Origin of the sequence: Paenibacillus sp. NAIST15-1 (assembly GCF_001894745.1) — a bacterium.
GTDB lineage: Bacteria > Bacillota > Bacilli > Paenibacillales > Paenibacillaceae > Paenibacillus_B > Paenibacillus_B suaedae.
Genome location: NZ_BBYF01000003.1, coordinates 323,815 through 348,072, shown reverse-complemented (window position 1 = coordinate 348,072; position 24,258 = coordinate 323,815). Strand labels below are relative to the sequence as shown.

The following is a 24,258-nucleotide window of genomic DNA, read 5'->3' as shown; positions in this document are numbered from 1 at the left end:
ATTGAGGGGGGCTTCTCTTTGTTCACACACTGCCACTTTGCCATTAGGTACGGCAGCAGTATGGGGTTGGGAGGTGCTTCAGTCTATATGACAGATAAACGGAAGCGATTTGAATTGTTGATGAGACAGGCGGAGGTTCCTGTTGAACTGTTAGATAGCTTTTTCCATGATGGATGGATTGATAGAGTGGAGTGCAGCCGCTCCAATAAAGAGTGGACGATTTATATAGGCAAGTCAACTGTCGTTCCGGCAGAAGCTTACCGTACGTTTTGCCTGCGTGTACAGGACAAGTTGTCCCACATTGCCAAGATTAAGATCATATTCCACTATGAAGAGCAGCTTCCAAATAAGGAGATCGTAGATGCCTATTGGAGTTTGTTCATGGAATGGGTCAAGCGAGAGGTTGCTTCAGTTAACGGTTGGCTGCACAAAGGGCAGTATGAAGTTGAGAAAGATTTGATCAAGCTTTTTTTGCCGGATGCGACATCATTAGAGCTGGCGAAGAAGAAGCAGATTGATAAATATTGCACGACGTTCTTTGAGACGTATTTCACACGCACACTTCGTGTAACGATGCAGCAGGGCAGCCATGATACGGAAGCCTATGAAGCATTCCAGCAGAAGCTGATGGAAGAAGAGCGCCAAGTTATTCAGCAAATGATGGAAGAATCAGCACGTGAAGTCGAGGAAGAAGAAGGAGAAGCGCCAGAGCGTCTGCATGTCGGATACGACATTAAGGATGAGCCGACTCCAATCATGAATGTACAGGATGAAGAGAAACGTGTCACGATTCAAGGTGCAGTATTTGGCGTTGAGATGAAGGAACTTCGCAATGGCAGTACCTTATTCACATTCAACCTAACTGATTTTTCTGACTCTATGGCGATGAAAATGTTCGCGAAGACGAAGGAAGACGTTAAAATGCTGAGCCTCATCTCGAATGGTCAATGGCTCAAAGCTCGTGGACGTGTTGAGTACGATCGCTTCATGCAAGTCCCTGAGCTTGTCATGATGCCAAATGATCTGAATGAAGTAAAGGCACCGGCAGAACGCAAGGATACTGCTGAGGAGAAGCGCGTGGAATTCCATCTTCATTCTACGATGAGTGCAATGGATGCAGTTACGTCTATCAGCGATTATGTGAAGCAGGCGGCGAAGTGGGGCCATAAGGCGATCGCGGTAACGGATCACGGCAACGTTCAGTGTTATCCAGAGGCAGCGAAGGCAGCCAAGAAAAATGGCATTAAAATGCTTTATGGCTTAGAAGCGAATGTCGTGAATGACAATATGGAAGTTGTTCTAAATGCGGACAATCGTCCGGTGAAAGATGCCATCTATACCGTATTCGATATCGAGACAACCGGTTTGTCTGTAACAAACAATAAAATCATCGAGATTGCAGCTGTCAAAATGCAAGAAGGCAAAGAAATTGATAGGTACAGCACTTTCGTCAATCCGCATGTACGAATTCCTTATAACATTCAACAGCTTACTAATATTACGGATGAAATGGTAGCTGATGCACCAGATATCGAAGAAGTGCTTCCGAAGTTTGTGGAATTTGCCCAAGATACCATTCTTGTTGCGCATAACGCGAGGTTCGATATTGGCTTTATCCAGCATAACTTGAAGCTAATGAATCTGCCAGATATGATGAATCCGGTACTCGATACCTTGGAGCTAGCGCGTTTGCTGCATCCGACACTCAAAAATCACCGACTCAATACGTTGGCAGCTAAATATAAAGTATCACTTGAGAACCATCACCGTGCGATTGACGATACGATTGCACTAGGCGGCATTCTTACGGGACTACTTCAGGACGCTCAGCAGCTTATCGGAATCGAGACGCTGGAACGCATGAATGATTATGTAGGGCAGAACCTACAAAATGCCCGTCCATTTCACTGCGGCATTTATGCGCTTAATGCAGTAGGCAAGAAAAATCTGTATAAGCTTGTGTCAATGTCTCATACAGAATATTTCAAGCGGGTAGCCTGCATTCCGAAGAGTAAACTGGTGGGGATGCGCGAAGGCTTGCTCATTATGTCCGGCTGTGAGAAAGGCGAATTCTTCGAGACCGTACTTAACAAGTCGGTGGAGGAAGCCGAGCAAGTAGCAGAGTTTTATGACGTCCTTGAAATTCAGCCTTTGACGATGTATATGCATTTGGTAGAGAAGGGTTTGGTTGGATCGACGGCCGAGATCGAAGGCGCTATTCGCAAAATTGTTCAGATTGGCGAGAAGCAGAATAAGCTCGTCGTCGCAACAGGCAATGTGCATTACCTGCATCCACGAGACAAGATGTTCCGTGATATTACCATTCATGGAATTACGGGCTTCAGTCCACTGAAGGATATTCGCAAACCGGATGCGCATTTCCGCACGACGAATGAAATGCTTCAAGAATTTGAATTTTTGGGTAAGGAACAAGCTTACAAGTTTGTTGTGGAGAATACGAACACGCTGTTGGAACGATTTGAAGATTTCGATCTGTTCCCGAAGGAATTATTCACACCGAACATCGAGGGTGCAGATCAGGAAATTCGTGATAAGTGCTACAATAAGGCAATGAGCATTTACGGGGAACCGTTGAACGATATTATTGTGCAGCGTCTGGAGAAGGAACTGGTACCAATCATTAAATTCGGATTCTCCGCGAACTATCTGATCTCAGAGCGTCTTGTGAAGAAGTCCAATGAAGATGGTTACTTGGTTGGTTCACGGGGATCCGTAGGTTCTTCCGTCGTTGCGATGTTCCTTGGTATCTCAGAAGTTAATCCGCTGCCACCGCATTATTCGTGTCGCAATCCGGAATGCAAGCACAGCGAATGGTTCACGGACGGCAGTGTGCCGAGTGGATTTGACCTGCCGAACAAGGATTGTCCGGAGTGTGGCCAGCCAATGAAGGGCGATGGACAAGATATTCCGTTCGAGACGTTCCTTGGATTTAAGGGGGATAAGGTTCCCGATATCGACTTGAACTTCTCGGGGGACTATCAGCCTGTCGCACACAACTACACGAAGGTGCTGTTCGGTGAAAAGAGTGTATTTCGTGCGGGAACGATTGGTACGGTAGCGGAGAAGACGGCTTATGGATTCGCGAAGAAATATGAAGAAGACCACGGCAAGCGATGGCGCGGAGCAGAGCTTAACCGTCTAGCAGCAGGATGTACCGGCGTAAAACGCAGCACAGGTCAGCATCCGGGCGGTATCGTCGTTGTGCCAGACTATATTGAAGTGGAAGACGTAACACCCGTTCAATATCCGGCGGATGATACAACGGCTGAATGGAAGACGACGCACTTCGATTATCATGCCTTCGAAGATAACCTGTTGAAGCTTGATATTCTGGGTCACGATGATCCGACGATGATGCGGATGCTGCAGGATTTGACAGGCGTTGATCCGACGACGATTCCGATGAATGATCCGAAGGTCATGAGTATGTTCAACTCCGTTGACGCACTCGGCGTAACGCCGCAGCAGATCCGGACACCGGTTGCGACCTTTGGCGTACCGGAGATGGGAACACGCTTCGTGCGCCAGATGCTTGTGGAAGCACAGCCAAGCACGTTCGCCGATTTGCTGCAGATCTCTGGGTTGTCCCATGGCACGGGCGTATGGCTCGGTAATGCACAGGAACTGATTAAGAATGGGATCTGTACGATTAAGACCGTAATCGGTTGTCGTGACGAGATCATGTTGTACTTAATCTACAAAGCCGGTATGGACGCTGGGCTTGCATTTAAAATTACGGAGAGCGTTCGTAAGGGCCGAGGTCTTAGTGATGAATGGATTCAAGAGATGAAAAACTGCAATGTGCCGCAATGGTACATTGATTCCTGCTTGAAGATTCAATACATGTTCCCGAAAGCCCATGCTGCTGCTTATGTTATTTCCGCGGTACGTACAGCTTACTTCAAGCTGTACCATCCAATCGAGTTCTATGCGACTTACTTTACTGTTCGTGCGGAGGACTTCGATATCGAACTATGCTGCCAAGGTTATGATGCGATCAATAAGAAGATCGATGAGATCGAGGCAAAGGGCTTCCAAGCAACAACGAAAGAGAAGGCCATGATCTCGATCTTGGAGATGGCGGTTGAAATGACAGCCCGTGGGTTCTCATTCAAGCCAATCGATCTATATCGATCAGATGCAACGAAATTCCTTGTTGATGGCAACTCGCTCATCCCGCCATTCTCTGCAGTACAAGGGATCGGGGATAATGCGGCACGCAATATTGCGGCTTCTCGCGATGGGGTGGAGTACTTGTCCATCGAGGATTTCCAGATGCGTTCCAAGGCAACGAAGACGATTGTCGAGCTCCTGAATCAGATGGGGTGCTTCCGGGGACTGCCGGAGACGAACCAATTGTCTCTGTTTTAGTGCATGATCGGAGACACCCTTGCCATATTGTAGATGGCTATGATATAATTTTTTTGGTAATCATGTGGATAAATCCGTTACGTAAAGAGTGGGGAAACCCACTCTTTCATGTTTAGTATCGGGTTCTAACATAGAGGAACATCATTATTCCTAACATTCAGGAGGTTCTTGAATTTGAGCTCAGCCAATATCAAATCGACAGTTGAGGATATGATCACACCCTATTTGGAAGAGAACAACTTCGAACTTGTCGATGTGGAATATGTGAAGGAAGGCAGCAGTTGGTTTCTTCGCGTATTTGTGGACAAGGAAGGCGGCATTGACATTGAGGATTGCGGCCGTATTAGTGAAGTATTAAGCCAGAAGCTGGACGAAAACGATCCGATTACAGACGCGTACTTCTTGGAAGTATCGTCTCCAGGTGCGGAACGCCCGCTGAAGAAGACGAAGGATTTCGTTAAGGCGGTAGGCAAGCATGTGTATGTGACTACATACGAACCCATTGGCGCATTGAAGGAGTTCGAAGGGGTTCTCACTTCCTTCGATGAACAGACGGTTGTCGTTCAAGTCGGCAAGAAGGAACATGCAATTCCGTATGAGAAGGTAGCGAGCGCACGTCTTGCTATCGTTTTTTAGGACGATTGTAATCAACGATTGGATATCGTTCTGCTGAATGTAACATTATTGGAATGAAGCCGGATTCGGCTGAAAGGGGGAACTCACCAAATGAGTATGGATTTTATTGACGCGTTGTCGGAAATCGAAAGAGAAAAAGGAATTAGCAAGGAAGTACTCATTGATGCGATTGAAGCGGCTCTGATCTCGAGCTATAAGCGCAACTTCAATACTGCACAAAATGTACGTGTAGACATCAATCGGGCAACTGGAGTAATTAAAGTATATGCACGCAAGAACGTAGTGGACGAGGTGTTGGACCCACGTCTTGAAATTTCACTTCATGCTGCTCGCGAACATAATCCGAACTACCAAATGGATGATATTTGTGAGATTGAGGTTACACCACGTGATTTTGGCCGTATCGCTGCGCAAACAGCGAAACAAGTTGTGACACAGCGTATTCGGGAAGCTGAGCGTGGTCTTATCTATAACGCGTTCATCGACAAGTCGGATGATATCGTAACAGGTATTGTACAACGTCAGGACATGCGTAATGTGTATGTAGATTTGGGTAAAGTGGAAGCAGTTCTTCCATTGAATGAATTGATGCCGAATGAAAAGTTCAAGCACGGTGATCGCACCAAAGCATACATTACGAAAGTGGAGAACACGACCAAGGGGCCGCAAATTATTTTGTCCCGCACGCATCCTGGACTGCTAAAGCGCTTGTTCGAGCTGGAAGTGCCTGAAATCTTCGACGGCGTCGTTGAAATCAAATCGGTAGCTCGTGAAGCGGGTCAACGTTCTAAAATTGCGGTATACTCCCGCAACGAGGAAGTTGATCCAGTTGGTTCATGCGTTGGCCCTAAAGGTATGCGTGTCCAGACAATTGTTAATGAGCTGCGCGGCGAGAAAATTGATATCGTGCGCTGGTCAGAAGATGTAAGTGAGTATGTAGCGAATGCACTGAGCCCATCCAAAGTTGTTGATGTGGAAGTTCGTGAAGCTGAGAAAATGGCTCGTGTCATCGTGCCTGATTATCAGTTGTCACTGGCAATTGGGATTAAGGGTCAGAACGCTCGACTTGCTGCAAAATTGACTGGCTGGAAAATTGATATTAAAAGCGAGACTCAAGCTGATGAAGAAGGGCTTCCAATGTCTTCTGATGAGCACACACCAGATGACAGCATGGAAGTAAGCGAATAAACACTGAAGGCGCGACCAACGCCATATGAAGCGGTCGTCTCCTTCAATCAGGGATGTATGACCGAATCGTAAGGGGGGATTGAGTCATGAGAACAAGGAAAGTTCCACTTCGCAAGTGTGTCGCATGTCAAGAAATGATGCCGAAGAAAGAGCTAATCCGTGTTGTGAAGACACCACAGGACGAGGTTCTAATCGATTTGACAGGGAAGAAGTCTGGACGCGGCGCATACCTATGTGGGAAGTTGTCCTGCTTCAGACTTGCACATAAGTCTCGTGCGCTTGATCGGGCTTTGAAGCATCAGGTGAACTCTGCCATCTATGAACAGCTTGCTCAAGACTTCATCAAGGTGGAGGATGAATTCCACGCCTTGAAGGAGCAGGAGGACGATCATGAGTAAGGTCAAGTCGCAGCTAGGTCTTGCCCAGCGGGCAGGGAAGCTTGCGACTGGTGATGAGATAGTCCTCAAGGCGATTCGCAATAAGCAAGCACGCTTGGTGATTGTTGCGGCGGACGCTTCTGACAACACGAAGAAGAAGTTTCGAGATAAATGTAAGTCGTACGGGGTGCCACTTGCTATCGGATTTACGCGAACCGAACTCGGTGAGAGCATCGGGAAATTGCAACGGGTAGTATTGGCGGTAACGGATGATGGATTTGCGACCATGATGACGAACGGGCTGAAAACGATGTCGGAGGTGGAGTATATTGAGCAAACAAGAGAACACTAAGGACAAAACAAGAGTTTACGAATATGCCAAATCGCTTAATATGAGCAGCAAAGAAATTATTACGATACTCAAACGTCTTAACATACCAGTTAACAATCATATGAGCGTAATGGAGAATGATGCCGTGGGGAAAGTCGAATCGTACATGCGCACGATTAAGGAGAATGCGCAGGCGAAGCGGGAAAGCAATAGCACCCCACACCCGAAAGTGAACATCAGCCAGTCAAAAACAACAGAAGTACCAGATAGAACAGCTGGCCAATCGGCAGGAAATTCAAGTCAGGGCCGGTCGGATCAGCGCGACTCACGTGCTGGACAGCAGCAAATGCAACGTGACGGTCGCGACCATCAGCGCGAAGATAACCGAGGCGGGCGTGATGAACGTCAGGATCGCAGTAATCGCGGTGAAGGTCGTGACGGTCAAAAAGACCATAATAGACAGGGCGAGATAAACATTAATATGGATAATAGACAAGGAAACCAACAGGGGAATATGAACGGACAAGAACAACGTCGATCAGGTGAACAACAGCAAAACCAAGGTAACAGATCTAACGGCCAGCAAAGATCAGGCCAAGGCGCACCGCGTCAAGGCGGCGGCCCGCGTCAAGGACAGGGCGGATCGCGTCCAGGTCAAGGTGGCGGCCCTCGCCAAGGAGGCCAAGGTGGCGGTTCACGTCCAGGCCAAGGCGGACAACAACGTCCGGGTCAAGGTGGCGGCTCGCGCCCAGGCCAAGGCGGACAACAACGTCCAGGTCAAGGCGGCGGCTCGCGTCCAGGCCAAGGTGGCGGTTCACGTCCAGGTCAAGGCAGCCAACAAAGCAGTGGTCAAGCGCGCTTTGCACAAGGCGGCCAGCAGCGTCAAGGTGATCAAGCACGTACGGGGGGGCAAGGCGCTCAGCAACGTCCGAACAGAAACTTCGGTGAGCGTAGCGATGATTTCTCCGGTGGAAGAAATCAATCAAGAAACAACAATAATAATAATAAGAGACGCTTCGATGACAACCGTAATGGCGGAGGCATGCGCGGCCGCGGCGGCAAGAACAGAGGCAGAAATAATCAACAGCAGGTACAGCGTGAGAAGATTGACAATACGCCGAAAAAGATTATTGTACGCGGTGCAATGACAGTAGGTGAATTGGCAAAATTGCTTCATAAAGACGCTTCCGAGGTTATTAAGAAGTTCTTGCTCATGGGCGTTATGGCAACAATCAACCAAGAAGTTGATTTGGATACAATCCAATTGATTGCAGACGAATTCAAGGTTGAAGTTGATTTGAAGCTGCCTGTATCCGAAGATCCGTTCGAGGAAACAGAAGAAAAAGAAGAAGATGCAGCAGACTTGGTTGAACGTCCAGCAGTTGTTACGATTATGGGTCACGTTGACCATGGTAAAACGACATTGCTTGATTCGATCCGCAAGACGAACGTTACGGGTGGAGAAGCAGGCGGTATTACGCAGCATATTGGTGCATACCAAGTTGAGTTCAACTCGAAGAAGATAACATTCCTGGATACACCAGGCCACGAAGCGTTTACGCTGATGCGTGCCCGCGGTGCTCAAGTAACGGACATTACGATTATCGTCGTTGCTGCTGATGATGGTGTTATGCCGCAAACGGTTGAGGCAATCAGCCACGCAAAGGCGGCGAACTGCCCAATTATCGTAGCTGTTAACAAGGTCGATAAGCCAGAAGCCAATGTCGATCGCGTGAAGCAGGAATTGACAGAATATGAATTGGTTCCAGAAGAGTGGGGCGGAGATACTATCTTCGTTAACGTTTCTGCGAAGCAGCGTACGGGCTTAGAAGAATTGCTCGAAATGATTCTGCTCGTGTCCGAAGTAAATGAGTTCAAGGCCAACCCGAACAAGGAAGCTCGCGGTACTGTACTCGAGGCTGAGTTGGACAAAGGCCGTGGACCTGTTGCACGTATACTCGTTCAACAAGGTACATTGAAAGTCGGAGATCCATTCGTTGCTGGCACATGCTTCGGCCGTGTTCGCGCAATGGTGAACGACCGGGGTCGTCGCTTGAAAGAAGCCGGTCCATCTACACCGATCGAAATTACAGGTCTTACAGATGTTCCACAAGCTGGCGATATGTTTGTCGCGTTCGATGATGAGCGTAAGGCTCGTTCCATTGCTGAGAAGCGTTCGACAACTTATAGAGAGAGCCAATTGGGTGCGAATACTCGTGTAACGTTGGATGACTTGTTCAAGCACATTAAAGACGGCGAGATGAAAGAATTGAACGTAATCATCAAGGGTGACGTTCAAGGTTCTGTTGAAGCACTTCGCGGCTCGCTCGAGAAGATTGAAGTTGAAGGAGTTCGCGTTAAGATTATTCACTCCGGCGCTGGTGCAATTACAGAGTCGGACATCATCTTGGCAACAGCGTCCAACGCTATCGTTATCGGCTTTAACGTTCGTCCAGACGCACAAGCGAAGATTACTGCTGATCAAGAGAAGGTTGATGTTCGCTTGCATCGTGTCATCTACTCGATCGTTGAAGAAATCGAGCAGGCGATGAAGGGTATGCTTGATCCAGAATATAAAGAAGTTGTGATCGGTCATGCTGAAGTACGCAATACGTTCAAAATCAGCAAAGTCGGTACAATCGCAGGATGTATGGTTACAGAAGGTAAGATTTCCCGCTCTGCAGAAGTACGCCTTGTTCGTGAGGGCATTGTTGTTCACGAAGGCAAAATCGACTCGCTCAAGCGCTTCAAGGATGATGCGAAGGAAGTTGCGCAAGGCTACGAGTGTGGTATTATGCTTGAGAAGTACAATGACATGAAGGAAGGCGACATCATCGAAGCCTTTGTCATGGAAACCATCGAACGCAAATAGAATGGTTTCAACTCAGATGATGTTGTAAGCTATATATGAAATGAGGTGTTTCCCATGGCGAACTTTCGCTCCGGACGTGTTGGCGAGCAGATGAAGAAGGAACTTAGCCAGTTGATCCAAACCGAGATTAAGGATCCTCGAATCGGCTTCATTACGGTGACAGGCGTTGATGTAACGAACGATTTGTCACAAGCCAAAGTGTACTTGAGTGTCATGGGCAATGAAGAACAAAAGGAACAATCCATAAAAGCATTGGAGAAGGCGAGCGGATTCCTTCGTTCCGAGATTGGCAAGCGAATTCGTCTTCGTCATACTCCAGAGCTGCTGTTCAAGATCGATTCTTCAATCGAATACGGTAGCCATATTGAAAAGCTGCTTGGTGAAATTCGCGATCGCGACAATAACTAAGTCAGCAGCATAAGAACGCACAAGTGAATCGGGCCAAGGCTCGATTCACTTGTCTGTATGGAGGTTATTAATGACTGGACTAACGACGCAATCTTATGCACAGCAGATCGAGAGAGCTAGAAACTTTATTCAAGAGGGCAATCATTTTCTTGTGGTTGCACATGTTCAGCCTGACGGAGATGCGATAAGCTCAACGTTGGCGGTAGGCTGGCTGCTTCGTCAATGGAACAAATCCTATGTCATGGTGAATGAGAATGGAGTTCCTAATAAGCTAAATTATTTGCCGGGCTCTGATCAAATCAACGTACATGCAGAACTTGAAAACATTGCTGCCAAGCCATTTGATACCGTAATTTGTGTGGATTGTGCGGACTATGCGCGCATCGGAAAAATAGCAGAATGGATCGATAAGGATGCTCGTATTTTAAATATTGATCATCATCCAACGAATGACCACTATGGGGAAGTTGCAGTCATCCGCGAGGATGCTGCGGCGACCGTTGAGATATTATTCGATATGATTGCTTCCTACGGGCTTACACTCGATTTAGAGGTAGCGACAGTACTGTATACTGGCTTGCTAACTGACACGGGGGGATTCCGGTACAGCAACACGACACCACATGTGATGACGATCGCATCTGAGCTGCTTAAGCAGGGTGTTAACGGCAATGACATTGCGGATCGATTGCTTGAGAAGATGTCGATGGCACAGATGCAGCTTATACAACGCGGCCTGTCGAGATTGGCATTTAGCGAGGATCATCGAATTGCCTGGTTGTACGTGACTCCTCAGGATATGCAAGAGACCGGGGCGCTTAATGAAGATCTGGAAGGCTTGGTCAATTATCCACGCAATATCGATGGTGTAGAAGTTGGTCTCTTATTTAAGCAAGTAGATGACACAGGAGTAAAAGTGAGTATGCGTTCCGCAGGGCTTGCTAATGTGGCTGAGATTGCTCAATCCTTTAGTGGAGGCGGTCATGTCCGTGCAGCAGGCTGCAAGCTTACTGGTACTTTAGAAGAAGTCATTACCATTGTAATAGAACGGGTGAAGCAAGCTTTATGAGTAACTATCATGGTGTATTACCCGTATGGAAGCCTGAGGACTGGACGTCCCATGACGTAGTTGCCAAAGTACGCCGCCTTATTTGGGAGAAGCGTATTGGTCATACGGGAACATTGGATCCGAAGGTTGTTGGAGTGCTGCCGCTATGTATAGGCAAGGCGACACGGATCGTTGAGTATTTGCAGGAGATGCCTAAGCAGTATGAGGCAACCCTCCGATTCGGTGTATCAACAGATACCGAGGATCTAAGTGGAGAGGTACTGGAGCGCTCGGACGCTTCGCATTTGACGGAAGAGATGATTCGAGAGACGATTCTATCCTTTATCGGGGATATCGAACAAGTGCCTCCGATGTACTCCGCTGTTAAGGTAGACGGAAAGCGACTGTATGATCTAGCGCGTGAGGGGAAGACGGTGGAGCGTAAAGCGCGCCAAGTTACGATCCATAACATTGATCTTCTAGATGTACAGTTAGGCACCTCTGAACCGGAAGTACGTTTTCTAGTTGAGTGCTCCAAAGGAACTTATATCCGAACACTATGTGTTGATATCGGTCGTAAGCTTGGCGTTCCATCTACAATGGCGAAGCTGATGCGAACGGTATCTGCCGGGTTTGTTCCTTCACAATGTGTAACCTTCGATCAGATTGAGCAGGCTGTCGCGGATGGAACATTTGAAACGATGCTTCTATCTGTGGAGGATGCAATCTCAGATATGCCTAGAATTCAGGTCTCTGAGAAGTTTGCCCACTATGCATTGACCGGCCGATCAATTCCTTTGCATGCTTTACAGCCGAAACCTTTGACGAATGGTACGATTCGATTGTATGATGAACAAGGAACGTTCTATGGGATATTCCAAGTTCCACAGGGGCAATCGGTATTGCGTCCTGTGAAGGTATTTCTTCCGAACGAGTAATGTATATAATGCTGTGCGCGATTCGAGCAGGCAATTGACTCGGCTTGCGCTAGCTTTTGTCTACTCTTGTGAAAGGGAGAACATACTAGTAGGTAGGAACTTTGGTTTACTGTCCGTGTAACTGGATTGGGAGTTTAACCACAAATCGATAATACGCAGGGGCTCTGATTACAATGGAAACGATAGCATTACATGCAGCGCTCGATGATTCGAGCTGGCGACTGCAGGAGCAGCCGCAAGTATTAATATTAGGACATTTTGACGGTATTCATGAGGGACATGTACAGGTCATTCGGCATGCGTTGGACTACGGGAAGCAGCATCAATTGCCCGTAGGTCTGATGACTTTCCATCCACATCCCAAGGGAGTATTCGGCAAGCCGGAGTATGAACGATTCATTACGCCATTGTCGGAGAAAAAACGGATTTTGAGTCAGCTTGGGCTTGACCGTTTGTATGTTGTACATTTTGATTTGTCATTCGCTAAGGTTACCGCGCAGCAGTTCGCAGAAGCGATCTGCCGTATGAAGGTAAAACACGTCGTTGTCGGCTTCGACTATCGCTTTGGTCATGGTGGAGAAGGCACTGCTCAATTGCTGCAGGAATGGGGCAAGGGATGCTTTACTGTGGATATCATACCGGCACATAATGATGTTGAGACCGCAGTGAAGGTGAGCAGCACACGGATTCGCGAGAGTCTGCTGCAAGGTGATGTTGTCAATGCGAATCGACTGCTAGGCCGAACGTATATCATTCGCGGCGAGGTTGTTCACGGTGACGCCCGTGGTCGTACGATGGGCTTCCCAACTGCGAATGTCCGGGCAGAAGAAGCATATGTCATCCCAGCGAATGGCGTATATGCAGTGAAGGTGCTGGTTCACGGGACGTGGCATGATGGTGTGCTGAATATTGGCTTGAAGCCGACATTCAAGACGGGAGAAACCGTTCAATCGGTTGAAGCGCATCTGTTTGATTTTGATCAAGATATATACGGGGAGACCGTAACGGTTGCCCTGATGAGCTACATTCGTCCAGAGCGCAAGTTCAGCTCCATACAAGAGCTGATCGCACAGATTACTGCGGATTCAGAGGAAGCGCGCCAACGTCTAAGCACGATGGATAAGGCGCCTGCAGTAACAATTGGCGTCTAATATTGTGCACAATATTCTTAGCCTTCTATCTTTGTACGAATTGATTGCTAAGACTTGTTTTACTTTTGTAGATGGAGATGCTATACTAATAACGTTGTCGTGAAAAACGACCTGTCCATAGCTTGGTTATTCGATCTCACCGTCGATGACGAGGCTAATGGCGTAAACTAACACATATTTTAGGAGGTGAATAGGATGGCTATGACTCAAGAGCGTAAACAACAGCTTATTGAAGAACATAAGACGCACGCTACGGATACAGGTTCTCCGGAGGTGCAAGTCGCTATCCTTACTGAAAACATCGTAAACTTGACGGACCATCTTCGTACACACAAGAAGGATCATCATTCCCGTCGTGGTTTGATGAAAATGGTAGGTCAACGCCGTAAGTTGTTGGCTTATGTGAAGAACAAAGATGTTAAACGCTACAGCGCATTGATCGCAAAACTCGGTCTTCGCCGTTAATAGCACGAACCAAAGCAGCCTGGTTGTTCATTGCCGCTTCTTATCGCGGCATGCAACCGGGTTGCTTTTTAGTGATTGCATATGATGCTACATATTGTGATAGTAGACAAGCTTCCATCAGGACGGTATTTCAAATGAAATGCAGGAAATAATGGGAGTAGTAACGAAGAATATAAACTGAACCACTTAAGGAGGGATCCGATGAACCGCATCGAGATGGAACTTGGCGGCAGAACGCTTGTCCTGGAAACGGGTCGTTTGGCTAAGCAAGCAAATGCCGCAGTCAAAGTCGAGTACGGTGATACAGTCGTATTGTGTACCGTTACCGCATCGAAGGAACCTAAAGATCTAGATTTCTTCCCATTGACTGTCAATTACGAAGAACGATTATATGCTGTAGGTAAAATTCCTGGAGGATTCATCAAGCGCGAAGGTCGTCCAAGTGAGAAAGCGATTCTTGCCAGCCGCCTTATTGACCGCCCAATCCGCCCATTGTTCCCGGAAGGTTTCCGCAATGATGTGCAGATCGTGGATTTGGTTATGAGCGTGGATCAAGACTGCCCACCAGAAATCGCGGCAATGATCGGAACATCCGCTGCATTGACGATATCTGATGTGCCATTTAATGGCCCTATCGGCGGCGTGATTGTAGGTCGTATTGACGGTCAATTTATTATCAACCCAACCGTTGAACAAGAGGAAAAGAGCGATATTCACCTTGTTGTATCGGGTACAAAAGATGCGATCATGATGGTTGAAGCAGAAGCGAACGAAGTACCAGAATCGGTTATGCTTGAAGCAATCATGTTCGGTCACGATGAAATTAAGAAAATTGTAGCGAAGATTGAAGAATTCGCTGCGATCGCAGCTAAACCGAAGATGGAAGTGAAGCTGCATGCAGTTGATACAGATGTGAATACTGCTGTTCGTGCGTTCGCGCAGGAACGTCTCGTTGAAGCGATTCGTATTCCTGAAAAGCATGCGCGTCAAGATGCGATTGATGCAATCAATCAGGAAGCAGCTGCACACTTCGAACAATTGTATGTGGAAACGCCTGAGAATATGAGCGATGTGAGCGAAACCTTGTACGATATCGTGAAGGAAGAAGTTCGACGCTTGATTACACATGACAAAGTTCGTCCAGACGGCAGACAGCTTGAGGAGATTCGTCCGATCGATTGTGATACAGGACTCTTGCCCCGTACTCACGGATCTGGCTTGTTCACACGTGGACAAACGCAAGCACTCAGCATCTGTACGCTAGGCGCGCTTGGAGATGTGCAAATTTTGGATGGTCTTGGCTTGGAAGAGTCGAAACGCTTCATGCATCACTACAACTTCCCTCCATTCTCCGTAGGGGAAGCTCGTCCGCTTCGTGCTCCTGGACGCCGCGAGATTGGTCACGGTGCACTCGGTGAACGTGCCTTGTCCAAGGTGATTCCGCCAGAGAGCGAATTCCCGTATACAATCCGACTTGTATCCGAGGTCATAGAATCTAACGGTTCTACTTCCCAAGCAAGTATTTGTGCAAGCACACTTGCGATGATGGATGCAGGGGTTCCGATCAAGGCACCAGTTGCAGGTATTGCAATGGGTCTGATCAAAGACGGGGAACACTTCTCCATCTTGTCCGATATTCAAGGTATGGAAGACCACCTCGGTGACATGGACTTCAAGGTTGCTGGTACAGCTGAAGGTGTTACAGCCATTCAAATGGATATCAAAATTGATGGTATCGACCGCAGCATCTTGACACAAGCGTTGGATCAAGCACGTGCAGGACGTATGCACATCTTGGGTAAAATGAATGAAGTTATCCAAACTCCACGTGAATCCTTGTCACAGTATGCGCCTAAGATCTTGACGATGCATATTAATCCAGATAAGATCCGTGATGTTATTGGTGCCGGCGGTAAAGTCGTCAACAAAATCATCGAGGAAACAGGTGTCAAAATTGACATCGAGCAGGATGGCCGCATCTTCATCGCATCTACAAATGCAGAGTCCAATGAGCGTGCCCGTGAAATTATCGAGGGTATCGTGAAGGAAGTTGTCGTTGGTGAAGTATACACAGGAACAGTGAAACGCGTTGAGAAGTTCGGTGCATTTGTTGAAGTGCTTCCAGGCAAGGAAGGACTTGTGCATATTTCTCAATTGTCAACTGAGCGTGTAGAGAAAGTCGAAGATGTCGTGAAAATTGGCGATAAGCTTGAGGTTAAGGTTGTCGAGATCGACCAACAGGGACGCATCAATTTGTCCCACAAAGTGCTGCTTCAGCCTGCACAGACAGAAGGAACTGCAAGCTCCGAAGCTGCAGCTACAGAACGTCCACGCAGCAGCAGACCACCACAAGGGGGCGGCAATCGTCCACCTCGCGGACCGCGTCCGTCTAAGCCGCAAAGCTAAGTCGGATACAGCGAGCAAGACAAGCCTGAGAAGGCAACATACGTAGCAAGGAAAGAGGCAGACTGGTTTCTGGCTCTTTTTTTGATGCAAAAAATAGGTATTGATTGCATGATAGGCATTGATTGCTTCCAGACCGAATAACTCGTCCCGAAATCGCATAGAATCAAAAGGACTATCTTGGAAGGGAATGGACTGGATGCAGCCAATGTTAAAGAAATGGTTCGCCGTAACAGCAGGAGTTGTCATCGTGCTGGCAGCAGTAGCGCAGCCCGATGTGAGAAGCTATTTGCAGGAGAAGAAGGCAGAGCTCGCCGTGAGCTATGCTTACCAATCGGGGGTAGAGGATAAGGCTGCGAATGATCCATTAATGGCTCGAATCAAGGAGGAAGCAGCCAAACGATATATTGCTCCAATTAATGCCCGCATTGATCGGGTGTGGAAGGCAATACCCGGATACAATGGGCAGGAAGTAGATATTGAGCGAACGTACACTGCCAATTCGGGGAAAGATCGTTCGGCTGAATTGAAAATGGTCATGCGCGAGGTGAAGCCGGAGGTCTCCTTGACGAGTCTAGATCCACAGCCGATCTATCGAGGGAATCCGAATAAGCCGATGGCAGCGCTTATGATCAATGTCGCTTGGGGGAACGAGTACATCGATCCAATGCTGAAAGTGCTAGCAGATGAGAAGGTGCATGCGACATTTTTCTTAGACGGCAGCTGGTTGAAGAAAAATCCTGACATTGCGAAGCGGATTCAGGCGGCGGGACATGAGATGGAGAATCATGCATACTCTCATCCGAATATGAGCGAGCTAAGCGAGGGGCACCAGACGCAGCAAATTGAGAAGACGAAGCAATTGCTGAAGCAAACGCTTGGCGTAGAGAATAAATGGTTCGCTCCACCATCAGGAGATTTCAATATGTTGACGGTACGTACAGCACATGCACTCGGATTGAAGACAGTGCTGTGGACCTTTGATACGAGAGACTGGATGAAGCCCTCTGTGGCTACGATACTGCGTAGATTTCAAGAGAAGACAGAACCGGGATCACTGATCCTCATGCATCCAACGGAGCCATCCAGTACGGCCTTGAAGGAAATGATTCGGATATTGAAGCAAAAGGGCATTGTACCAGGTACGGTAGGAGAAACACTTTCTGAGAAGCGGGTGCCTCCGATTGAAGTTGAGAGGTGATCAGATTTCTGGTAGGATTAGAAAGGCATACTTGGAATGTACTTGGACGAGGAGGAATTGCCGGTGGAAAAAGTGCAGCTGTCTAACGGCCTTCGTGTCGTGATGGAGAAAATACCAACCTGCCGTTCCGTTTCATTTGGGATATGGGTTAAGACAGGTTCACGCAATGAGGATGAAACGACCAACGGGATTTCCCATTTTATCGAACATATGATGTTCAAAGGAACAGAACGGTTTGATGCGAAAGCAATCGCAGACTCCTTCGATGCGATCGGAGGAAGTGTTAATGCGTTCACTTCCAAAGAATATACCTGTTATTATGCAAAAGTATTGGATGAGCATTTGCCGATAGCGGTTGATGTGCTGTCCGATATGTTTTTCCGGTCATCCATGCTGGACGAGGAGTTGCAGAAAGAGAAAAATGTAATCCTTGAAGAAATTGCGATGTATGAGGATACACCGGATGATACGGTGCATGATCTGGTTACTCGTGCTGCCTTTGGCACGCACCCGCTCGCATATCCGATATTAGGAACGAAGGAACGCCTGACACCAATGGGGCCTGATCATCTCCGCGCATATATGAAGAATCATTATACGGTCTCGAATACGGTCATTGCAGTAGCAGGTAACTTTGATGACTCGATCATCGAATTGCTGGAGAAGCACTTCGGACAATTCACGAATGATGAGCCTGCGGCCATATTAACGGAACCAAGCTTCCATAGTGAATTCATATATCATAAGAAGAAGACAGAACAGAATCATATTTGTCTCAGCCTGCCAGGATGTTCGATGACAGATCCGCGCCTTTACGCTATGATATTGCTCAACAACTTGATCGGTGGCGGCATGAGCTCTCGCCTGTTCCAGGAAATTCGCGAGAAGCGTGGACTTGCCTATTCTGTTTACTCCTATCATTCGTCACATGCAGATAGCGGTCTATTCACGCTCTATGCAGGAACCGCACCGAAGCAGACGAAGGAAGTGCTTGATTTAACCTTGGATATGTTAGGTGAACTGGCAGTGAAGGGCTTGTCTGAGGAAGAGCTTCACAAAGGCAAGGAGCAGTTGAAGGGAAGCCTTATCCTCGGCCTTGAGAGCACAGGCAGCCGAATGAATCGATTAGGGAAAAATGAGCTGATGCTAGGCAAGCATTTCACGCTGGATGAGATCATCGCTCGAATTGAATCGATTAAGCTAGAAGACGTTACCTTTGTATTGAACCGTATGCTTTCCCATCCATTCGCAGGTTCAATGGTCGGAGCAAATGATAAAGCAATATCGGCTTTCAGGAGGGATCAACTTGTTACAACAATCACACCAAGTTCAAATTAAACGCCTGCCAGGCAATGAGGATGTACCGCTCCCTCAAAAAATGTCCGAACTCGCAGCAGGCTTCGATCTATATGCAGCGGTAGAAGAGCCGCTTACATTAGCACCCGGCCATCGCGCACTCGTGCCTACTGGATTTTGCATGGCAATGCCTGGATACTTAGAGGCCCAGATTCGTCCACGCAGCGGACTTGCCTATAAGCATGGCATTACTTGCTTGAATTCACCAGGAACGATTGATGCCGATTACCGCGGCGAGGTGAAGGTCTTGCTAGCCAACCTTGGACAGACTCACTTCACGATTGAGCGCAATGAGCGTATTGCGCAAATGGTGATTCAATTCGTTCCTTCTATTCAACTTGTCGAGGTAGACGAGTTGACTGATACGGAACGCGGAGATGGCGGCTTCGGTCATACCGGTACGAAGTAAAATAATGATCAAATAGGACGCAGTTGAATTACCGTTTTGGTAAATCAGCTGCGTTTTTTTGCGTCTTGAGATGGGCTTGCACATGGCTGCACCCTTTTTAGGCGTGCGCATAAGATGTTTTATACGCTGTGTGCACGTTTGTGAAAGGAGTGATCAGCGAGGATGTTGACTGGAGTTCAGGTCGTGTTTATTGGCGGAGATGCTCGCCAGCTTGAGATCATCCATAAGCTGACTGAATTAGATGCCAGTGTCACGATCGTTGGGTACGATCAACTGCAAAACCCATATCATGGCGTACAGCGCCAATCCCTCTCTATCGAGCTGTTGAAGCAGGCGGATGCTCTTGTGCTTCCTGCTGTAGGAACTGATGACAGTGGGAAGGTTCATGCCATCTTTACATCGGATGAATTGGTGCTGACGGAAGAGCATATTGCGGTACTGCCGGAGCATTGTGTTGTCTTTACGGGGATGGCCAAACCATATTTAAGCAAGCTGTGTGCGAAATACCGCCTCTCGCTTGTTGAATTGTTCGATCGGGATGATGTTGCAATATACAATTCCATTCCGACGGCCGAAGGCGCGATTATGATGGCGATTCAGAACACCGATATCACCCTTCATGGTTCTGAATCGGTCGTTCTTGGGATGGGGAGAACAGGGTTCACATTGGCACGCACCCTTCTTGGCTTAGGGGCTAATGTGCGGATTGGGGTGCGCAGAGATGAACATTTTGCCAGAGCGACAGAAATGGGTTTCAAGCCTTTTTTCATAGCAGATCTCGCGCGTCAGGCGGCAAATATCGACTTGCTTTTTAATACGATACCGACTATGATAGTCACAGCGCAGGTCATAGCGCAAATCCCTAACCGTGCCGTGATTATCGACCTTGCTTCCCTGCCGGGTGGCGTGGATTTCCGATTCGCGGAGAAGCGGGGGATCAAGGCTATGCTGGCACCAGGATTGCCAGGCATTGTCGCACCGAAGTCTGCTGGACGAATATTGGCACAGAGTATCACGCAGCTGTTGCTTGAGGACATGCGGAATCGGGGGAATGGACAATGAACTTCACGGGGAAGACAGTTGGCTATGCACTAACAGGCTCACACTGCACATTAGAAGAAGTAATGCCTCAGGTGAAACGCTTCGTAGATGCTGGAGCGCGCGTTATCCCGATTGCATCACATTCGGTCATGACGACCGATACACGCTTCGGGGAATCCGATCACTGGCAGAAACAGTTGAAAGAGATTACTGGTAATGATATCATTTCTACAATTGTGGACGCAGAACCGCTCGGGCCATCCAAATTGCTGGATGTGATGGTGATCGCGCCTTGCACAGGCAATACGACGAGTAAGCTGGCAAATGCATTGACAGAAAGCCCTGTCCTTATGGCAGCCAAAGCACAAATGCGCAACCAGCGCCCTCTTGTGCTTGCGATTTCGACTAATGATGGACTCGGTTTAAACGCAGCCAATATAGCCAAACTCCTTGTAGCCAAGAACATATACTTCGTTCCGTTCGGCCAAGATAATCCACAGCAGAAACCGAATTCATTGGTGGCGCGCATGGACTTGGTACCAGAGGCATGCTATGCAGCATTAGAAGGCAAGCAACTTCAACCGGTATTAATTGAACGGTTCTTATACTGAACATAGCATACCACGCAAATTATCATAATATAGATGTTTGAAAGATTGTGGGTATAGAGGGGAGAAACGACAGATGACGAATCAGAAGCGGTATAATGTTGCTGTAGTCGGTGCTACGGGTGCAGTAGGGGAACAAATCATTGCATTATTGGAACAACGTCAATTCCCCATTCAATCTTTGAAGTTGTTGTCTTCGGCACGTTCAGCCGGTAAGAAGATCGTATTTGACGGTCAAGAAATTACGGTTGAGGAAGCGAAACCGGAGAGCTTCGAAGGCGTTGATATTGCCCTGTTCAGCGCAGGCGGCGACGTTAGTAAAGAGTTGGCTCCAGCAGCTGTAGAACGCGGAGCGGTATGTATTGACAATACCAATGCATTCCGTATGGATCCCAACACACCACTCGTAGTTCCAGAAGTGAACATCGAGAAAGTGAAGGAACACCAAGGCATTATTGCCAATCCGAACTGTTCCACGATTCAAATGGTAGCAGCCTTGAAGCCGCTCTATGATCGCTACGGTATTTCCCGCATCATCGTGTCTACGTATCAAGCAGTGTCAGGCGCTGGCAGCAAAGCGATTAGCGAGCTGTTGCGTCAATCTACAGAAGTGCTTGCAGGCAATGAAGTTGAGCCGGACATTCTTCCAGTTGGTTCTTTGCCCGTGAAGCATCAAATCGCATTCAATGCTATTCCTCAAATCGATAAGTTCCAAGATAATGGATTCACGCTCGAGGAAATGAAAATGATCCGTGAAACCAAGAAGATCATGAATGATGATAGCCTTCAAGTGACGGCAACATGCGTCCGAATTCCGGTCGTATATGGCCACTCTGAATCTGTATATGTTGAGTTGAAGGACGACTTCCAAATGGAGGATGTGCGCGAGCTGTTGGCAAACGCGCCAGGATTGACGCTCGTCGATGAGCCTTCTGAACAGATGTACCCGCTTGCTACCGAATCTGCAGGCAAGCCAGATGTTTTCGTTGGCCGTTTGCGTCGTGATCTGTCTCAGCCACGCGCATTGAATATGTGGGTCGTATCCGACAATTTAATGAAAGGCGCTGCATGGAACGCGGTACAAATCGCAGAGTACATCGCTTCGGAGCGGCAGTAATTGGCAGGCCGCTCCTGCCTTTTTGTCTTACTTGACAAGGTGTGTTCAGCTTGGTCACTGCGTGATTCGTTGAATAGCCTTTTATTTCGTTCTGGCAGTCAGTCTTCATTAGTTGGGGGAAATAACACATGCGAATATTAGTACAAAAATTTGGTGGAACTTCCTTGTCTACACCCGAAGCCAGAGAAAGAGTCATACACCATATCCGTCGGGAACTGGCGCAGGGTTACCAATTAGCTGTGGTTGTATCAGCAATGGGAAGACGAGGAGAACCATATGCAACCGATACATTACTTGATTGGGCCGGTCAGAACGGGGACAGTTTGCCAGCACGTGAGAAGGATATGCTATTGTGCTGCGGCGAGATTATCTCGGCTACAACCCTGTGCAGCTTGTTGAACAGTGAGGGGATTACATCTACTGTGCTAACAGGTGCTCAAGCTGGTTTCAAGACAGATAGCCACTTCAATAATGCCCGTATTCTGGATGTTACTCCGGATCGGGTCGTTGATGCGTGGAAAGATGTACAGGTTGTAATTGTAACAGGATTCCAAGGCCAAACAGAAACAGGTGACTTTACGACTCTTGGCCGTGGTGGCAGTGATACATCTGCAACAGCATTGGGTGCGGCGCTGCACGCAGAAATTGTCGATATTTATACGGATGTTAACGGCATCCTAACGGCAGATCCTCGACTGGTAGAGGACGCGAAGCCGCTTACGATCGTTAGTTATGCAGAAATATGCAACATGGCACATCACGGCGCCAAAGTTATTCATCCGCGCGCGGTGGAAATTGCGATGCAAGCGCAGGTGCCTGTTCGCGTTCGTTCTACATTCAGCGATGAAGAAGGAACGCTCGTTACGAATCCGGAAGGGTTCCGAGATATGCAGCCTGACATCGTTGATCGCTATGTAACGGGAATTGCCTATGTCGGCAATGTAACGCAAATCACGGTGGAATCGCGCGAAGGCGTATATGATTTGCAATTAAAAGTGTTCAAGGCAATGGCACAAAATCAAATTAGCGTTGATTTTATTAATGTAACCCCTTCTGGCGCGGTTTATACGGTATTTGATAGCGATGCGCCGCGGGCACTGCATGTGCTCAAAGAGATGGGATTCGAGCCAAAATCGTTATCGGGTTGTGCGAAAGTATCTGTAATCGGTGGAGGCATCAATGGGGTGCCAGGTATTATGGCACACATCGTAGAAGCCTTGACAGAGCAAGAAATTCAGATTCTTCAATCCGCCGACTCCAATACAACGATTTGGGTTCTTGTACGCAAGGAAGATATGGTTCGGGCTTTGCGAGCGCTGCATGCGAAGTTCCATCTGAATCGATAGCACGCAGCGCTAGGGATGTCCGGGCCTTGCGCATAATGTCGCAGGAGGAGGAGTCTTTAGTGGATTTTGGTAGATTAATTACGGCGATGGTGACGCCTTTCAATGAACATAATGAGGTAAACTGGTCTGAGTTCGAGCGTTTGCTGAATGCTTTGATTGAAGAACAGAAGAGCGACAGTATCGTTGTGTGTGGGACGACAGGGGAATCTCCTACATTGACAGACGACGAGAAGATTGCGCTATTCCGTTTTGCAGCTCAGAAGGCAAATGGACGTGCACGCATTATTGCTGGTACAGGTAGCAATAATACAGCTCATTCCATTCATTTGACGAAGGCAGCAGAGGAAGCGGGCGTTGATGGCATCCTCCTTGTCGCCCCTTACTATAATCGTCCGACACAAGAAGGCATGTATCGACATTTTGAGGCCATTGCGAACTCTACCTCTTTGCCAATCATGCTGTACAATGTTCCAGGACGGACTGCATCGAGCATTTCTGTCGAGACGACGCTACGTTTGGCTGAACTGCCGAATGTAGTTGCTACGAAGGAGTGTGCTGGTCTTGAGCAAACATCGCTGATCGTTGCTGGTGCGCCCGCTTCATTTAGAGTGTACAGCGGCGAGGATTTTTTGACATTGCCTACTTTGTCCGTTGGTGCGTATGGAGTTGTCAGTGTTGCTAGCCATCTCGTAGGTGCACAGATGAAAGCGATGATTGAACATTATCTAGCTGGTCAGCATGAAGAAGCAGCTAGACTGCATCATGAACTGTTCCCTGTATTTAAGGGACTGTTCTTATGCCCTAATCCAGTTGGAGTGAAGTATGCTCTCCAGTTAGCTGGTTTCGAGGTAGGGAGCGTCCGTTTGCCGCTTGTTGAGGCAACTTCGGATGAGGCTGCAGCGATTCGTGAGCTTGTTCAATCCATTAAGAAATAATAGGGAAATAGAACTTTTACAATGTGCATAATAGCG

20 protein-coding genes are annotated in these 24,258 nt (G+C 47.9%); all 20 read left to right on the top strand.

From position 1 onward, the window contains the following. Positions 1-66 precede the first annotated feature (66 nt). The 20 genes from PBN151_RS09175 (at position 67) to dapA (ending at position 24,222) form a co-directional block, all read left to right on the top strand. Complete coding sequence (locus tag PBN151_RS09175) at positions 67-4,392, top strand: PolC-type DNA polymerase III (protein WP_072728978.1); 4,326 nt, start codon at positions 67-69, stop codon at positions 4,390-4,392. A 174-nt stretch (positions 4,393-4,566) separates the two neighbouring features. Continuing rightward, on the top strand, positions 4,567-5,028 hold the full coding sequence (rimP, locus tag PBN151_RS09170; RefSeq protein WP_072728756.1) for a ribosome maturation factor RimP: 462 nt from the start codon (positions 4,567-4,569) through the stop codon (positions 5,026-5,028). Positions 5,029-5,118: 90 nt separating this feature from the next. Further along, complete coding sequence (gene nusA / locus PBN151_RS09165) at positions 5,119-6,216, top strand: transcription termination factor NusA (protein WP_021256514.1); 1,098 nt, start codon at positions 5,119-5,121, stop codon at positions 6,214-6,216. 86 nt (positions 6,217-6,302) lie between these two features. Next, entirely contained in the window at positions 6,303-6,614 is a 312-nt protein-coding gene (gene rnpM, locus PBN151_RS09160; RefSeq protein ID WP_021256513.1) for an RNase P modulator RnpM, read from the top strand. Further along, on the top strand, positions 6,607-6,945 hold the full coding sequence (locus PBN151_RS09155) for a L7Ae/L30e/S12e/Gadd45 family ribosomal protein (protein ID WP_021256512.1): 339 nt from the start codon (positions 6,607-6,609) through the stop codon (positions 6,943-6,945). The genes rnpM and PBN151_RS09155 overlap by 8 nt, the downstream gene beginning before the upstream one ends. Then, on the top strand, positions 6,923-9,796 hold the full coding sequence (gene infB, locus PBN151_RS09150; protein ID WP_072728755.1) for a translation initiation factor IF-2: 2,874 nt from the start codon (positions 6,923-6,925) through the stop codon (positions 9,794-9,796). Before PBN151_RS09155 ends, infB begins: the two co-directional genes overlap by 23 nt. Positions 9,797-9,850: 54 nt before the next feature. Further along, on the top strand, positions 9,851-10,204 hold the full coding sequence (rbfA, locus tag PBN151_RS09145) for a 30S ribosome-binding factor RbfA (RefSeq protein ID WP_072728754.1): 354 nt from the start codon (positions 9,851-9,853) through the stop codon (positions 10,202-10,204). A 70-nt stretch (positions 10,205-10,274) separates the two neighbouring features. After that, entirely contained in the window at positions 10,275-11,273 is a 999-nt protein-coding gene (locus PBN151_RS09140; protein ID WP_072728753.1) for a DHH family phosphoesterase, read from the top strand. After that, positions 11,270-12,190, top strand: coding sequence for a tRNA pseudouridine(55) synthase TruB (gene truB, locus PBN151_RS09135; RefSeq protein ID WP_021256508.1), 921 nt, complete (start codon positions 11,270-11,272; stop codon positions 12,188-12,190). Before PBN151_RS09140 ends, truB begins: the two co-directional genes overlap by 4 nt. A gap of 173 nt (positions 12,191-12,363) precedes the next feature. Then, positions 12,364-13,341, top strand: coding sequence for a bifunctional riboflavin kinase/FAD synthetase (locus PBN151_RS09130; RefSeq protein WP_072728752.1), 978 nt, complete (start codon positions 12,364-12,366; stop codon positions 13,339-13,341). A gap of 195 nt (positions 13,342-13,536) precedes the next feature. Beyond that, the gene (gene rpsO / locus PBN151_RS09125) at positions 13,537-13,806 is read left to right on the top strand and encodes a 30S ribosomal protein S15 (protein ID WP_065292596.1); all 270 of its coding nucleotides are present in this window, start codon (positions 13,537-13,539) and stop codon (positions 13,804-13,806) included. A gap of 201 nt (positions 13,807-14,007) precedes the next feature. Further along, positions 14,008-16,212, top strand: coding sequence for a polyribonucleotide nucleotidyltransferase (gene pnp / locus PBN151_RS09120; RefSeq protein WP_072728751.1), 2,205 nt, complete (start codon positions 14,008-14,010; stop codon positions 16,210-16,212). 205 nt (positions 16,213-16,417) lie between these two features. Beyond that, positions 16,418-17,410, top strand: a complete 993-nt coding sequence (locus PBN151_RS09115; protein WP_227774550.1) for a polysaccharide deacetylase family protein — start codon at positions 16,418-16,420, stop codon at positions 17,408-17,410. Between the two features lie 63 nt (positions 17,411-17,473). After that, the gene (locus PBN151_RS09110) at positions 17,474-18,748 is read left to right on the top strand and encodes a M16 family metallopeptidase (RefSeq protein WP_065292594.1); all 1,275 of its coding nucleotides are present in this window, start codon (positions 17,474-17,476) and stop codon (positions 18,746-18,748) included. Further along, positions 18,717-19,175, top strand: a complete 459-nt coding sequence (gene dut / locus PBN151_RS09105) for a dUTP diphosphatase (RefSeq protein ID WP_072728750.1) — start codon at positions 18,717-18,719, stop codon at positions 19,173-19,175. The genes PBN151_RS09110 and dut overlap by 32 nt, the downstream gene beginning before the upstream one ends. A gap of 162 nt (positions 19,176-19,337) precedes the next feature. After that, entirely contained in the window at positions 19,338-20,237 is a 900-nt protein-coding gene (gene dpsA / locus PBN151_RS09100) for a dipicolinate synthase subunit DpsA (RefSeq protein ID WP_021256501.1), read from the top strand. Next, a complete protein-coding gene (locus PBN151_RS09095) occupies positions 20,234-20,827 on the top strand; it encodes a dipicolinate synthase subunit B (protein WP_021256500.1) in 594 nt (197 codons plus the stop codon). The genes dpsA and PBN151_RS09095 overlap by 4 nt, the downstream gene beginning before the upstream one ends. A 73-nt stretch (positions 20,828-20,900) precedes the next feature. Next, positions 20,901-21,941 (top strand): aspartate-semialdehyde dehydrogenase, encoded by a 1,041-nt coding sequence (locus PBN151_RS09090; RefSeq protein WP_072728749.1) that lies wholly within the window; start codon positions 20,901-20,903, stop codon positions 21,939-21,941. Between the two features lie 128 nt (positions 21,942-22,069). After that, positions 22,070-23,287, top strand: coding sequence for an aspartate kinase (gene dapG / locus PBN151_RS09085; RefSeq protein WP_072728748.1), 1,218 nt, complete (start codon positions 22,070-22,072; stop codon positions 23,285-23,287). Positions 23,288-23,346: 59 nt separating this feature from the next. Then, positions 23,347-24,222 carry a 4-hydroxy-tetrahydrodipicolinate synthase gene (gene dapA, locus PBN151_RS09080; protein ID WP_227774549.1) on the top strand — a complete coding sequence of 292 codons (876 nt, stop codon included), beginning with the start codon at positions 23,347-23,349 and terminating at the stop codon, positions 24,220-24,222. Positions 24,223-24,258 lie beyond the last annotated feature (36 nt).

Bases quoted from the DNA above. Each gene is read 5' to 3' on its own strand.
- nusA (WP_021256514.1), top strand. From the start codon at position 5,119: ATGAGTATGGATTTTATTGACGCGTTGTCGGAAATCGAAAGAGAAAAA.
- rnpM (WP_021256513.1), top strand. From the start codon at position 6,303: ATGAGAACAAGGAAAGTTCCACTTCGCAAGTGTGTCGCATGTCAAGAA.
- PBN151_RS09155 (WP_021256512.1), top strand. From the start codon at position 6,607: ATGAGTAAGGTCAAGTCGCAGCTAGGTCTTGCCCAGCGGGCAGGGAAG.
- rbfA (WP_072728754.1), top strand. From the start codon at position 9,851: ATGGCGAACTTTCGCTCCGGACGTGTTGGCGAGCAGATGAAGAAGGAA.
- PBN151_RS09140 (WP_072728753.1), top strand. From the start codon at position 10,275: ATGACTGGACTAACGACGCAATCTTATGCACAGCAGATCGAGAGAGCT.
- truB (WP_021256508.1), top strand. From the start codon at position 11,270: ATGAGTAACTATCATGGTGTATTACCCGTATGGAAGCCTGAGGACTGG.
- PBN151_RS09130 (WP_072728752.1), top strand. From the start codon at position 12,364: ATGGAAACGATAGCATTACATGCAGCGCTCGATGATTCGAGCTGGCGA.
- rpsO (WP_065292596.1), top strand. From the start codon at position 13,537: ATGGCTATGACTCAAGAGCGTAAACAACAGCTTATTGAAGAACATAAG.
- pnp (WP_072728751.1), top strand. From the start codon at position 14,008: ATGAACCGCATCGAGATGGAACTTGGCGGCAGAACGCTTGTCCTGGAA.
- PBN151_RS09115 (WP_227774550.1), top strand. From the start codon at position 16,418: ATGTTAAAGAAATGGTTCGCCGTAACAGCAGGAGTTGTCATCGTGCTG.
- dpsA (WP_021256501.1), top strand. From the start codon at position 19,338: ATGTTGACTGGAGTTCAGGTCGTGTTTATTGGCGGAGATGCTCGCCAG.
- PBN151_RS09095 (WP_021256500.1), top strand. From the start codon at position 20,234: ATGAACTTCACGGGGAAGACAGTTGGCTATGCACTAACAGGCTCACAC.
- PBN151_RS09090 (WP_072728749.1), top strand. From the start codon at position 20,901: ATGACGAATCAGAAGCGGTATAATGTTGCTGTAGTCGGTGCTACGGGT.
- dapG (WP_072728748.1), top strand. From the start codon at position 22,070: ATGCGAATATTAGTACAAAAATTTGGTGGAACTTCCTTGTCTACACCC.